Consider the following 13488-nt stretch of genomic DNA (forward strand, 5'->3'; position numbering starts at 1 on the left):
GGGACGGGGCGCGTTTTGCTGCATTGCGGCACGCCTGATTCGGGGCCTCAACCCGCATCGTCACAAGGTTTCGCAGCCTCTCACCGCACAACCTACGACGAAAGGCGAAGGACCAATCCTGAATTGAGACGCCTGTCACATGACGGGCCGGCCGGGATCTGCCAAATTCAGAATTATTAAACCATAGCGCTTGCGAAACGCCCACGTTTCCCGCATTGGTACAAAGCCTTCACCCCAAATTAAGGGGGTCGGGTTTAGCGTCGCTACAGGTTTTGAACGATTATTTTTCAATCGGTGATTGGATCTCCATGAAGAGATGGCTCGGTATCCCCGCAATGCCCCGCATGACGCCGGAGCAGAATGCGGCTTTCCTCACCCACCGCGCACCCCTTCGCACCCACATGCTGAAGACGGCGGTCATCACGGTTCTCGGCTTCTATCTCTGCTGCTATCTGTTCGACCTTTTCCTGCTGCGCGACGTGGCGGTGCTCGGCGCCGTGCTGCGCTTCGGCGTCATCCTGCCGCTCGCCATCGGTCTGCTTTTTTATCTCGCGGGCGATCACCCGATCGAACGCAAGGAAATCGCGGCGATCCTGGTGGCCATGTTTGCCAATGTCGCCTGGTGCGTGATCATGCTGGCGAGCGACAGCCCGGCCGTGCTCACCTATTTCTATGCCGCATCCACCTTCCAGATGGCGATCACGCTGGCCGCCGCCTCGCCCTTCCGCCCGGCGCTTCGGGCCAGCATCTTCACCTTCTGTCTGAACTATTCGGCCATCTTCTTCCTGGAAGGGGTCTCGCTCGGCTATATCGTGCAGCATCTTGTCGTCTACATGCCGACCGTGGTCATGACGCTTCTGGTCAGCCACCATCTCGAGGTCGAGGCCCGCATCGGTTACCTCCAGGCCTCGGAAAACGAGGCGCTGAAGCGGGAGTTGTCGCGCCAGAACAAGGATCTTGCGCGCCTTTCCGTCACCGATCCGCTGACCCGCTTGTCCAACCGGCGCGGCACCGATCTCGAATTGCTGCGGCTGCGCAACGAAGCGCCTGATGATGCGGGCAAGGCCATCCTGCTCGTCGTCGACATCGACCACTTCAAGGCCTTCAACGATGCCTATGGCCATGGTGCCGGCGACCAGTGCCTGAAGCGGGTGGCGCGTGCCATGCGCCGCGCCCTGCCGGTCGATGCGCATTTTGCCCGCCATGGCGGCGAGGAATTTCTTGCCATCATCGCCGGCGCGACGCCCGAAACCGCAATCCAGATCGCCGAGAGCCTGCGCCGCTCGGTCCGCCAGCTCGGCATCGCCCATGATTTCACCGGCGACCGCAACCGCCACGTCACGATCAGCATCGGCGCGACCTCCGGCTCGATTGCCAGCACCAGCGCCTTCGAGCGGTTGATGGAACGGGCCGACCGCGCGCTTTATGCCGCCAAGGCCGACGGCCGCAACAGCTGGCGCGTCGATATTGCCGAGACGGAAGAGGTGACCTTCCCGATCTACGGCCATCCGGTGGTCGAGCCGCAGGCCGGAGATGAAGAAACCCGCGTCGTCGCCTGAGGCGCAAAGCCGGGCGGCGCGCCGTCACGCCCGCTATCGCCTCAGTCGGAAGCCGGCACCTTGACCTCGGTCGCGGCCTTGCCGGTGATTTCATAGAGGTAGAGCTTGGTGCCGCGCCGGTCGGACAATTCCCAGATCTCGTCGGGATCGCGATCCGGCACGGCAAAGCTGTTGGAAACGAACAGGCTGCCCGGTTTCATGCCCGTCTCGACCTTGGCAAAGAGCGCCGCCATCGGATGCGGCGACAGGAAGGCATAGACCACATCCTCGCCGGACAGATCCGCCCGGAAGAGATCGCCGCGCCGGATCCGGCCACGGCCGGTCAGCGCGCAGATCAGCGTGCCGAGAAGGACGAGGCCCGGCGCATTTTCCACGCCCTGCGCCCGCCGTCCCTCGCCATCGAGCGCGCGGACAACGCCGCCCAGCCCGCAGCCGAGATCGGTGAAATGCGTGGCCCCCCGCTCGACCATCAGCCGCTTCAGCACGGACGCCGTCTCGCCATTGGTGAGATAAAGCGGCACGCGGCCCCGGGCGGTGTTGGAAAAGACCAGCGCCAGCACGAGAAAGACGATGGCAAAGGGCCAGGCCGGCAGTTGCCCGGCCGACAAGGCCAGCGCCATGGCAAGCGGAAAGAGAAAGGCAATCAACAGCCACCAGCGGGCAAGGCCGAGCGCGCGCGACAGGAGCGCTGCGATCAGTCCCTGCAGCACGATGCCGATCGCAATCAGTGCCAGCCGCTCGACCTGTCCCGAGAGCGCACCCGTCACCGCGGCGACCACCGGCAGAGCCACCACCTGGGCAAGGATGGCGCCGAGGATCGGCGTATTGCGCAAAAGAGTGATCATGACTCGGAACTTCCCAGGGTTTTCGGGAGGGACGGGCAGCGGTTCAGCCCGCCGGACACCCCGCCATACACCTCGCCCGACACTGGCCCGGACAGTGGCAGGGGGAGGCGCGATTCTCAAGCATTTCAGCGCCGGGCGCCGTTCAAGGCCGAACAGGTGAGTGCGTGAAGGAGAACAGGCATGGCATGGTGCAAGGTGGGGGCCCTAGCTCCACTGAACGCTCTGTGTTCTCCTGGGCATTTGCTCATTGATCGAAAAAACGCGCTTTGTGGGTGATTTGCCCTGCGAAAAAGCCTTCGATCCCGCTAATTCACTGACGATGCGTTAACGTAGATGGGCGAATATTATCCCATCAAATTGTACGGGTTATATTCATGGAGCATCAAGCTGCCGGAGACCCGCAACACGAAAGGATGATGGATGTTGGGCTTTGGATCCCGTTCGGATGCGGGCGCAGTGCTGGAGGCGATGAGCCGCTCGCAGGCAATCATTGAGTTCAGTCTGGATGGGAAGATCCTGACGGCCAACGAGAACTTCTGTCAGGCGGTCGGTTACAGCCTGTCGGAGATCATCGGCAAGCACCATCGCCTCTTTGTCGATCCGGCGGAAGCTTCCAGTGCCGACTATACCGCCTTCTGGGCCCGACTTTCGCGCGGCGAGTTCGACCGCCGCCAGTACAAGCGCATCGCCAAGGGCGGGCGCGAGATCTGGATCGAGGCCTCCTACAATCCGGTCATGCGCGGCGGAAAGCCGTTCAAGGTCGTCAAGTTTGCCACCGACATCACCAAGTTTAAGCTCCAGTGCGCCGATGACGCCGGCAAGCTTGCGGCCCTGTCGCGGGCCCAGGCCGTGATTGAATTCACGCCCAAGGGTGAAATTCTGGCGGCCAACGAGAACTTCCTGAAAACGCTGGGTTATTCGGAAAGCGAGATCAAGGGCCAGCACCATCAGATGTTCTGCGAGCCGGATTATGTCCGCAGCGATGCCTATCGCGAATTCTGGGCAAAACTCGAAGCCGGCCAGTTCTTTTCCGATGAGTATCTGCGCATCGGCAAGGGCGGCAAGCGGGTCCATATCCAGGCCACCTACAATCCGATCTTCGACATGAACGGCCGCGTCTTCAAGGTGGTCAAGTTCGCCACCGACGTCACCGAACGCGTCGGCAATGTCGACAGGCTGGCGGCATCGCTGAAGGCGATGTCGGAGGGCGATCTCAGCCGTCCAATTTCCGAACCCTTCCTGCCGGCGCTGGAAAAGCTGCGACAGGACTTCAATCTGGCCTCCGGCAAGCTGCGCGAAACCCTGCAGACCATTCTGAGCAATGCCGGAACGATCGCGGCCGCCTCGCAGCAGATCCAGTCGGCCTCGGGCGAACTGGCCAAGCGCACCGAACAGCAGGCGGCCTCCGTCGAGGAGACGGCAGCAGCCCTGGAGGAGATCACCACCACCGTCTCCGACAGCAGCCACCGCGCTCAGGATGCCGGCCAGATGGTTCGTCGGACCAAGGACAGCGCCGAACATTCCGGCCATGTCGTCGGCCAGGCGGTTGATGCCATGGGCAAGATCGAACATTCCTCGGCCGAGATTTCCAACATCATCGGCGTGATCGACGAGATTGCCTTCCAGACCAATCTTCTGGCGCTGAATGCCGGTGTCGAAGCCGCCCGCGCGGGCGAAGCCGGCAAGGGTTTTGCGGTGGTGGCCCAGGAAGTGCGCGAACTCGCCCAGCGTTCGGCCAAGGCTGCCAAGGAGATCAAGACCCTGATCACCGCCTCCAACGAACACGTGAAAAGCGGCGTCAATCTCGTGGGCGAAACCGGCCGTGCGCTGGAAGACATTGTCCGGCAGGTGACCGAGGTCGATGGCAATGTCGCCGCCATCGTCGAGGCATCCAAGGAACAGGCGGTCGGGCTGAAGGAGATCAACACCGCCGTCAACACGATCGATCAGGGCACCCAGCAGAATGCCGCCATGGTCGAGGAAACCACGGCCGCCGCCTTCAGCCTGGCCCGCGAGGCCCAGCAGCTCTTCGCGCTGCTCGGCCAGTTCAACATCGGCGAGCCCCCGGCAAAGACGCAGCCGACATCGTTCGCCCGCGCCGCCTGAGCCGCGCCACCGCCCTTCGACCGGCGGACCACTGCCGGTCGAGAGATTTGATGCCCTAGACTGTATTGAACACCGTTTACTGCAGAGACTGTTTCATCAAGCCAAGCCGCCGGACTGCCCCAGGTCCGGCGGTTTTGGTGTGTCTGGGGCGGTGTGGCAAGGGATGGGGTCGCGAGGAGGGGGAGGGGAAGCCTCAATGCCCTTCCGGCTGACACGGACACGCGGCAAGGCGGCTTTGCGCCAGACAGGCAAGCGCAGATGAAGATCCAATGGTCGCCTCTCGCCGTGGCGGACGGATTGGCAATTTTCGACGTCATCGAGGCAGACAATCCGCCGGCTGCGGCAAGGCATGACCAGGCGCTGGCGGCCGCAACCTCAAAAAAGCTGAAATCACCCCTTGACCCTCCCATGATGGGAAGGTCCATCTATCATGGCAGAGGTGATAGCCATGAACATGCAGTCCAAAGTGAAGACGAACCCGGTGGCGGAAGCCGCGCCGATCCTGATCCCCGTCGAGGGCATGACCTGCGCGTCGTGTGTGCGCCGGGTGGAGAAGGCGGCCGCCAGCGTGCCGGGTGTCGAGATGAGTGCGGTAAACTATGCCGCCGAGACGCTGTCGGTCACGCCGGGGCCGGGCTTTTCGGCCGCAGCCCTCGTCGCCGCGATCGGCAAGGCCGGCTACGAGGCGCGGCCCGAGACGATCCGGCTCGAGATCGAGGACATGACCTGCGCTTCTTGTGTCTCGCGGGTGGAAAAGGCGCTGAAGACGGTGCCATCCGTCGAGACGGCCAATGTCAATCTGGCGACCGGCGAAGCCGTGGTGACGGTGCTCGGCGGGGTCGCCGCACTCTCTCAGATGAAGGCGGCAGTGGAGAAGGCCGGGTATACCGCGCATCTGGCCGGCTCCGCCGGGGTTGAGACGGCGGGTGGCGCAGGCTTCGGCGGCAATGGTCGCGGCAATGGTGGCGGCAATGGTGGCGGTGCCGCCGTCGCCGGTGCGGCCGCGGTCCATGGCCTGCAAGGGGCGGATTCCGGATCGGCCGATCCTGTGGCAGATCCGGCAGCACAGGCGGCGGATGCCCGCAGCCAGCGCAAAGCCCGCGAAATCGACGGGTTGCAGCGCGATGTCATCCTGGCTGCCATTCTCACGCTGCCGCTCTTCGTGGTCGAGATGGGCGCGCATCTCTATCCACCGCTGCATCATCAGTTGATGGGAATTTTCCCCGGCAAAACACTGTATTACCTGGAATTTGCCCTGGCGACGGCGGTGCTGGCCGGTCCCGGTCGGCGCTTCTATCAAAAGGGTCTGCCAGCGCTTGTGCGGCTTGCGCCCGACATGAATGCGCTGGTGGCGCTCGGCACGGGCGCGGCCTATCTCTATTCGCTGGTCACGACCTTTGCGCCGGCGCTTCTGCCGGCAGATGCCCGCCATGTCTATTATGAAGCGGCCACCGTCATCGTCGTTCTGATCCTGCTCGGCCGGCTGCTGGAAGCCCGCGCCAAGGGCCGGACGGGGGCAGCGATCCGCAAGCTGGCGGGCCTTCAGGCGAAGACGGCACGCGTCGAGCGCGACGGCGAAACGCTGGATGTGGCGCTGTCTGCGGTGATTCTCGGCGAGACCGTGATCGTTCGGCCCGGCGAGCGCATTCCGGTCGATGGCCGTATTCTGGATGGGGCGAGTGCTGTTGACGAGGCGATGATTTCGGGCGAGCCGATCCCGGTGGAAAAGCGGCCGGGCGATACCGTCATCGGCGGTACGGTCAACGGGTCGGGCTCCTTCCGTTTCGAGGCGACCGGCATCGGTTCGGACATGATGCTGTCGCGCATTATCCGCATGGTCGAGGAGGCGCAAGGCGCCAAGCTGCCGATCCAGAAACTGGTCGATGAAGTAACCGGCTGGTTCGTGCCGGCAGTGATCGGCGTCGCCGTTGTGACTTTTTTCCTATGGCTGCTGCTCGGGCCGGAACCCGCCTATACACATGGGCTGGTGGCAGCCGTTGCCGTGCTGATCATTGCCTGCCCCTGCGCCATGGGGCTCGCCACGCCGACCTCGATCATGGTCGGCACCGGGCGCGCAGCCGAAATCGGCGTCCTGTTCCGCAAGGGCGAGGCGCTGCAAACACTCGCCGGCATCGACTGGCTGGTGATGGACAAGACCGGCACGATCACCGCCGGCAAGCCGGGGGTGACGGAGATCGTGACCGCTGAGGGCTTTGCTGAGGAGGAGGTTCTGCGGATGGCGGCAAGCCTGGAAGCCCGCTCGGAGCATCCGCTGGCCGATGCCATCCTACGCGCGGCGGAAGGAAGGGGCATTCAGCTTTCGGCCGTGGAGAATGTCGAGGCGGTGGCGGGGTTTGGCGTGACCGGGATGGTTGACGGGCGGCGGGTTTCTGCTGGTGCTGATAGGTTCATGGTGAAGTTGGGCGTTATGCCACATGGTCACTCAGAAAATCCCCTCCCCAACCCCTCCCCAGAAGGGGGAGGGGCTGTCTCCGCCGACGCTCGGCCACACGGTCTCTCCCCCCTTGTGGGGGAGATGGCCGGCAGGCCAGAGGGGGACTTTGCCTCCAGTCTCACAGTTGTAATGACCCGTCTTGCCGATGAAGGGGCAAGCCCGCTCTATGTCGCGATCGACGGCAGGCTCGCCGCCGCCATTGCGGTTGCCGATCCGATCAAGCCGACGAGTGCACAAGCGATTGCTGCCCTGAAAGCCCGCGGCCTGAAGCTGATGATGGTGACGGGCGATAACCGGCGGACGGCCGGGGCCGTGGCGAGACGGGCCGGGATCGATGCGGTCGTGGCCGAAGTTTTGCCGGAAGGAAAGGTGAGTGCGATCAAGGATTTGCAGGCCAAGGGCGGGCGCGTTGCCTTTGTCGGCGACGGCATCAATGATGCGCCGGCGCTGGCCACGGCCGATGCCGGGATCGCCATCGGCACCGGCACGGATGTGGCGATTGAAAGTGCCGATGTCGTGCTGGTGGGGGGCGACCTGATGGGCGCGCTGCATGCGGTGGAACTGTCGGATGCCGTGATGCGCAATATCCGCCAGAACCTGTTCTGGGCCTTCGGCTACAATGTCGCGCTGATCCCGGTGGCCGCGGGGCTTCTCTATCCCGCCTTCGGCGTGACCTTCTCGCCCATGCTGGGCGCCGCCGCCATGGGGCTTTCCAGCGTGTTCGTGCTGAGCAATGCGCTCCGGTTGAAAAGGGCCAGGGTGACGGGGTGAGGGGCCATCACCTCCCCCTCAAGGAGAGAGCGGGTGTCGCCGATCTTGCTGTCTCCGCTTGCCCCAGCGGGGGAGAAATGTTTGCCGCCGAACGAGATGAGGAGAATGCGCATGAACATTGGTGAAGCCTCCAGCGCCTCTGGCGTTTCGGCCAAGATGATCCGCTATTACGAGGACATCGGGCTGATTGCGCCGGCCGGGCGGACCGCGTCGAACTACCGGGTCTATGATGGAGACGTGGTCAACCGGCTGCGTTTCGTGCGCCGGGCGCGCAGCCTCGGGTTTTCGCTTGAGGAGACCGAGCGGCTGTTGAAACTCTGGGACGACAAGGCCCGCGCCAGCGCCGAGGTGAAGGCGATGGCGATGGCGCATGTGGCCGAACTGGAAACGAAGATTGCCGAAATGCAGGCCATGCGCGATACGCTTTTTCATCTCGCCGAACGCTGCCACGGCGACGACAGGCCGAACTGCCCGATCCTTGCGGATCTCGGCGGGCGCAAAGGTGGCGGGGCATGAGGCGCGGGGCTTGCGATGCCCCGGCATGACCAGGACGGCCGGTGCCAGCTATGCGCTGGAAAACACACGATAAAACAGAAGACAGAAGACACAAGACGAAGTGCCAGGAAAGCGAGACACGATGACGACGGCAACCACATTCCAGATCGATGACATGACCTGCGGCCACTGCGAAAAGACGCTGGTAAAGGCACTGGCTGAAGCCCTGCCGGGCAGCGCCGTGACCATTGATCTCGCCAGTCGCAAGGCGGTGGTGGAGGGCGATGCGAGCCTGGCTGAAGCGGCGATCCGCGAGGCCGGCTATACGCCCGTCAGGCAGGGGTGACAGGCAGGCTGTGGCGGCCGTGTCCCGGCCCCGAAACGCGCCCCGAAACGGGCCCCAAAACGGGCTCTGCAACCGGCCCTGACGCAGGGTCTGAAAGGGGGCTGACAGCGGCCCTCACGCCCTCTCTGCTGGCTTATCCACTTATTTTTGGGGTGATCACCCACTCTCCCAAAAAAGATCAACCTAAATTAGGGATGGATTCACGAAAGCCTTGCCAAGGTCTTCGCACGTGCATGATGGTATTGCACTGCGAAAACCTGGGGTTTGGGATTGCTGCATGATCGCGCCATGGGCCGGCTGGACTGGCTTTTGCGCATGCCGACGGAGGTCGAGCATGCCTATGAGCGTGACTATGGGCCGGATCGCATTACCCATCTGCGCCAGTCGATCCTGATCGGCCTGATCGTCTACAACATCTACAACCTGACCAGCTACGCGCTGATGGCGGATATCCAGCCGATCACGGTGGCCATGCGCCTGCTGGTGCTGTCGCCGGGATCGCTGATCATCTTCTGGCTGGTGCCGCGCCTGAGCCTGGCCTGGCGGGAGCGCATGCTGCTGGTCGGCATGCTGGGGGCGAGCTTGCTGCCGCTCTGGCTCTTCTCGATTTCGCAATCGCCCTATGCGGCCTATACGCTCGGCGAGCTGCCGCTCGTTCTGCTCTTCGGCAACATGCTGCTTGTGCTGCGTTTTCGCTATGCGCTGACCTTTACCGGCGTGACCTGCGCCGCCGCGCTTCTCGTGGTCTATACGAAGCCGGGGCTCGACCCGCATCTGATCTTCCCGGTGACCGTGCAGATCGTCAGCGGGCTGTTTTTCACGCTCTACGGCAACTGGCACACGGAGCGCCAGCGCGCCCGCGGCTATCTGGCCCAGTATGACGCCGAAAGCCGGGCGGACGAGGCCGAGCGCGCGGGCAACATGCTGCGCGACATGAGCCGCACCGACATGCTGACCGGCATTGCCAATCGCCGCCATCTCGACGAGCTCCTGCCGCAGCTTCTGGCCGGCCACGAGGATCTCGTCCTCCTGATGGTCGATGTCGATCACTTCAAGGCCTATAACGACGCCTATGGCCACCCGGAAGGCGATGTCTGCCTGACCCGCATTGCCACCACGCTGGATGAATTTGCCGAACGCCATCAAGGCTTTGCTGCCCGCTATGGCGGCGAGGAATTCACCCTCGTCCTGCCCGGCGAAGTCAAGACCGGCGGCGCCTTCCTGGCCGACCGGCTGGTGCGCAGTGTCCGCGCACTCGCCCTGCCGCATCCCGCACGCCCCGACGGCCTGTCCCATATCACCGTCTCCGTCGGCTATGCCGGCACCGGGCATAGCCGTGACGTGAAAGCCCTGATCGAACAGGCCGACCGCGCGCTTTATGAGGCGAAACGGGCCGGGCGCAATCTGGCGCGGGCTGGGTGAGGTTTTCAGGCCATGTCGGGGCTCGGCGGCCTCGCCCTTCGAGGCCCGACGGTGTCGGGCACCTCAGGGTGAGGGGCGGGTGAGTGGGCGTCGTATGACGGAATTCCAGACATAGGAAAATAATCCTTGACGGCGTCACGGTGGTTTGATAGGGTTCTGCCATGATCGGAAAGCTGCGGCGGTAGGGCTGGCGGGGTTTCGGCACAACAGACGGGAATGGGTGAAGGAAGGTCCGCTTGGCGGGCCTTTTTGCGTTTTTGGAGGTCGGTCATGGATGCTGAGGATGTAGACGGTGCTGAGGATGCAGGCGCGCTGCAGCTCTTTGAGGTGAAGGGGCTGCCGAGCGGGACCGATTTCGAGGACCTTTTGTCCGCCTTCACCACCGAGATGCGGGCCCAGTTCGACCTGTTTCGCCGGCTGCGCGAAAGTGCCGAGACGCTTTTGCAAGGGGCGGATGAGGCGGCGGCGAAGCTGGCGCGTGCCGATATCAAGGCGGCGACCGATGCGATTGCGCTGATTGTCCGCACGCTGGAGAAGATCGATGCGTTGATGCGCCAGCTCGCCCGCGATCGGGCCGAGGCCGAGGAGCGGCAGCTGGAGGGGCGTGACCCGCAGGCCCTGCGCGACCAGGTGGAGGCGCTGATTGCCGCGCGTGTTGCGGCTGCGGTTGCGATTGCTGAGGGGCGGGGGCCGCCTTGAGGGGGGCGGGGGGATTGGTGATGGGAATTGCCAACGGAACGGATCCCCTCACTTGCGAAATCTGAAGTTTAGGCGGCTTGCGCGCGCCTAATTCTTCGATTTCGCTTTCTCCCCCACATGGGGGGAGAGGGCGTGTGGGGCAGGCGGCAGTGTCTCCTCTCCCCTTGTGGGAGAGGTTACAAAATCGAGGGCTTAGCCCAGGGGGCTAAACCTCAGATTTTGTTGGTGAGGGGATTGGTGATGCTGGTGCCAATGGAACGGGGCCCCTCGCTTGCGAAATCTGAAGTTTAGGCGGCTTGCGCTCGCCTAAGCCTTCGATTTCGCTTTCTCCCCCACATGGGGGGAGAGGGCGTGTGGGGCAGGCGGCAGCGTCTCCTCTCCCCTTGTGGGAGAGGTTACAAAATCGAGGGCTTAGCCCCGAGGGGCTAAACCTCAGATTTTGTTGGTGAGGGGATTGGAGATGCCGGGGCAACGGAACTGGTCCCCTCACTTGCGAAATCTGAAGTTTAGGCGGCTTGCGCGCGCCTAATCCTTCGATTTCGCTTTCTCCCCCACAGAGGGGGGAGAGGGAATACGGGGTTGGCGGCAGCGTCTCCTCTCCCCTTGTGGGAGAGGTTACAAAATCGAGGGCTTAGCCCTGAGGGGCTAAACCTCAGATTTTGTTGGTGAGGGGATTGGTTATGCTGGTGCTGGTGCCATCGGAACTGGTCCCCTCACTTGCGAAATCTGACGTTTAGGCGGCTTGCGCGGACCGCAAGCCTCTCAACTGCCTTCGCGCGGCGACGCGCTCAGGCCTTCGTTCGCTGAAATCGATTCACGGGATTGATTTCTGGCCTTCGGCCAAGGCTCCGAAGTCTCCCCCGCAGAGGGGGAGAGGGATACGGGCTTGTTGCCACATGCACCAGGGAGATTGCCGATGACGCCGAAATCTCTGGCGCGGTTGGGGCGCGATCGTCAGAGAACGGCACTCGCCATCGCGGCTGATGCAGCGGAGGGGCTGGGCGCGATCACGCAGGGGGTGACCATGGTGGCAGCGCGGGGTGCCGCGCTCGCGGACAGCCTGTCCGCTGAGACGCGGGCACTGGCGGGCATTGCGGGCATTGCGGTGACAGGGGTCTCGCCGTCGGGACTGGTCGATCTTTCAGATCTCACGCGCCAAGAGCTCGCCTTTCTCGCCCGCGATTGGCAGCTCTTGGCGCGGCCCGACCAGCAGGCGCCGGCGGGCGACTGGGGGACGTGGCTGATCATGGGCGGGCGCGGATCGGGCAAGACGCGGGCAGGCGCCGAATGGGTGCAGGCCCAGGTGATGGCGGCGGGGGCAAAGACCGATCTGCGCATTGCGCTTGTGGCGGAAACGCTGGGCGATGCTCGCGAGGTGATGATCGACGGGGCCTCGGGGCTTTCGCGGATTGCAAGGCGCCTGCGGCCGGAGGTGGAGATTTCGAGGCGCAGGCTGGTCTGGCCGAATGGCGCGATTGCACAGATCTTTTCCTCGGAAGACCCCGAAAGCCTGCGCGGGCCGCAATTTCATCTCGCCTGGTGCGACGAGCTGGCCAAATGGAAACATGCCGACGAGACCTTTGACATGCTGCAGTTTGCGCTTCGCCTGGGCACGCGTCCGCGCCAGGTGGTGACGACGACGCCTCGGCCAATGCCTCTGTTGAAGCGGCTGATCGCGGATGAGGTGACCCGGCTGACGCGGATGGCGACCTCGGCCAATGCCCCGCATCTGGCGCCGGGGTTTCTCGCCGCGCTGATGCAGCGCTATGGCGGCACCCGGCTGGGCCGGCAGGAACTGGATGGCGAACTGATCGAGGACCGGCCGGACGGCCTGTGGAAGCGCGCCCGGCTCGACGAGATCGTGACCAAGCTGGCCGAACCGCTCACCCGCATCGTGGTTGCCGTCGATCCGCCGGCGGGCGGGGCAAAGGCCTGTTGCGGCATTGTGGTCGCCGGGTTGAAGGCAAACGGCCAGGCGGTGGTGCTGGCGGATTGTTCGCTCGAGGCGCCGAGTGCGGCCGCCTGGGCCCGCGCCGTGGTTTCAGCCTTTCGCCGCTTCGAGGCCGACCGGGTGGTGGCCGAAATCAACCAGGGCGGCGACATGGTGCGCGCCATGCTGGAAAGCGTGGACATGCGGCTGCCGCTGACGACGGTGCGGGCGACGCGCGGCAAATATCTGCGCGCCGAACCGGTGGCCGCGCTTTACGAGCAGGGCCGGGTTCTGCATGCCGGCCGCTTTCCAGCCCTCGAAGACCAGATGTGCGACTTCGGCCCCGAGGGCCTCGCCAACGGCCGCTCGCCGGACCGCCTGGACGCGCTGGTCTGGGCGCTGACGGCGCTGATGCTGGAGGGCGGGGGCGAGCCGCGCATCCGGGGTGTGTGAGGGGGGTGCCTTCAGAACCGGTCCCCTCACTTGCGAAATCTGAAGTTTAGGCGGCTTGCGCGGTCCTGAAGCCTCTCAACTGCCTTCGCCAAGGCTCCGAAGTCTCCCCCCACAGAGGGGGGAGAGGGAATACGGGGTTGGCGGCAGCGTCTCCTCTCCCCTTGTGGGAGAGGTTACAAAATCGAGGGCTTAGCCCTGAGGGGCTAAACCTCAGATTTTGTTGGTGAGGGGATCGGTGATGGGAATTGCCAACGGAACCGATCCCCTCGCTTGCGAAATCTGAAGTTTAGGCGGCTTGCGCTCGCCTAAGCCTTCGATTTCGCTTTCTCCCCCACAGAGGGGGGGAGAAGGAGCGCGGGGCAGGCGGTTGGTGAGGGGATGAGTTCTGTGGGTGTGACGGCTGAGAC

General features: G+C 64.0%; 9 protein-coding genes. 8 read left to right on the forward strand and 1 reads right to left on the reverse strand.

Annotation, left to right across the window (positions count from 1 at the left end):
* The first annotated feature begins 308 nt into the window (after positions 1 to 308).
* The gene (locus ACSV9I_RS08010) at positions 309 to 1559 is read left to right on the forward strand and encodes a diguanylate cyclase domain-containing protein (RefSeq protein ID WP_438328261.1); all 1251 of its coding nucleotides are present in this window, start codon (positions 309 to 311) and stop codon (positions 1557 to 1559) included.
* Between the two features lie 41 nt (positions 1560 to 1600).
* On the opposite strand, the gene ACSV9I_RS08015 is transcribed toward ACSV9I_RS08010, so the two are convergent.
* Positions 1601 to 2404, reverse strand: a complete 804-nt coding sequence (locus tag ACSV9I_RS08015; protein WP_438328262.1) for a hypothetical protein — start codon at positions 2402 to 2404, stop codon at positions 1601 to 1603.
* Positions 2405 to 2824: 420 nt separating this feature from the next.
* Here ACSV9I_RS08015 and ACSV9I_RS08020 point away from each other — a divergent pair, with 420 nt between their 5' ends.
* From ACSV9I_RS08020 to ACSV9I_RS08050, 7 genes are all read left to right on the forward strand, one after another.
* Positions 2825 to 4510 (forward strand): methyl-accepting chemotaxis protein, encoded by a 1686-nt coding sequence (locus tag ACSV9I_RS08020; RefSeq protein WP_438328263.1) that lies wholly within the window; start codon positions 2825 to 2827, stop codon positions 4508 to 4510.
* Positions 4511 to 4958: 448 nt separating this feature from the next.
* On the forward strand, positions 4959 to 7736 hold the full coding sequence (locus ACSV9I_RS08025; protein WP_438328265.1) for a heavy metal translocating P-type ATPase: 2778 nt from the start codon (positions 4959 to 4961) through the stop codon (positions 7734 to 7736).
* Positions 7737 to 7847: 111 nt separating this feature from the next.
* Positions 7848 to 8252: a Cu(I)-responsive transcriptional regulator gene (cueR, locus tag ACSV9I_RS08030; RefSeq protein WP_054159558.1), complete on the forward strand. Its 405-nt coding sequence runs from the start codon at positions 7848 to 7850 to the stop codon at positions 8250 to 8252.
* Positions 8253 to 8373: 121 nt separating this feature from the next.
* The gene (locus ACSV9I_RS08035; protein ID WP_054159557.1) at positions 8374 to 8577 is read left to right on the forward strand and encodes a heavy-metal-associated domain-containing protein; all 204 of its coding nucleotides are present in this window, start codon (positions 8374 to 8376) and stop codon (positions 8575 to 8577) included.
* Positions 8578 to 8847: 270 nt separating this feature from the next.
* A complete protein-coding gene (locus ACSV9I_RS08040) occupies positions 8848 to 9999 on the forward strand; it encodes a diguanylate cyclase domain-containing protein (protein ID WP_438328267.1) in 1152 nt (383 codons plus the stop codon).
* Positions 10000 to 10269: 270 nt separating this feature from the next.
* The gene (locus tag ACSV9I_RS08045) at positions 10270 to 10698 is read left to right on the forward strand and encodes a hypothetical protein (RefSeq protein WP_438328269.1); all 429 of its coding nucleotides are present in this window, start codon (positions 10270 to 10272) and stop codon (positions 10696 to 10698) included.
* A gap of 916 nt (positions 10699 to 11614) precedes the next feature.
* A complete protein-coding gene (locus ACSV9I_RS08050) occupies positions 11615 to 13081 on the forward strand; it encodes a DNA-packaging protein (protein WP_438328271.1) in 1467 nt (488 codons plus the stop codon).
* Positions 13082 to 13488 lie beyond the last annotated feature (407 nt).

It is taken from the genome of Rhizobium sp. G187 (genome assembly GCF_051549525.1).
In the GTDB taxonomy this organism is placed as follows: Bacteria; Pseudomonadota; Alphaproteobacteria; order Rhizobiales; family Rhizobiaceae; genus Allorhizobium.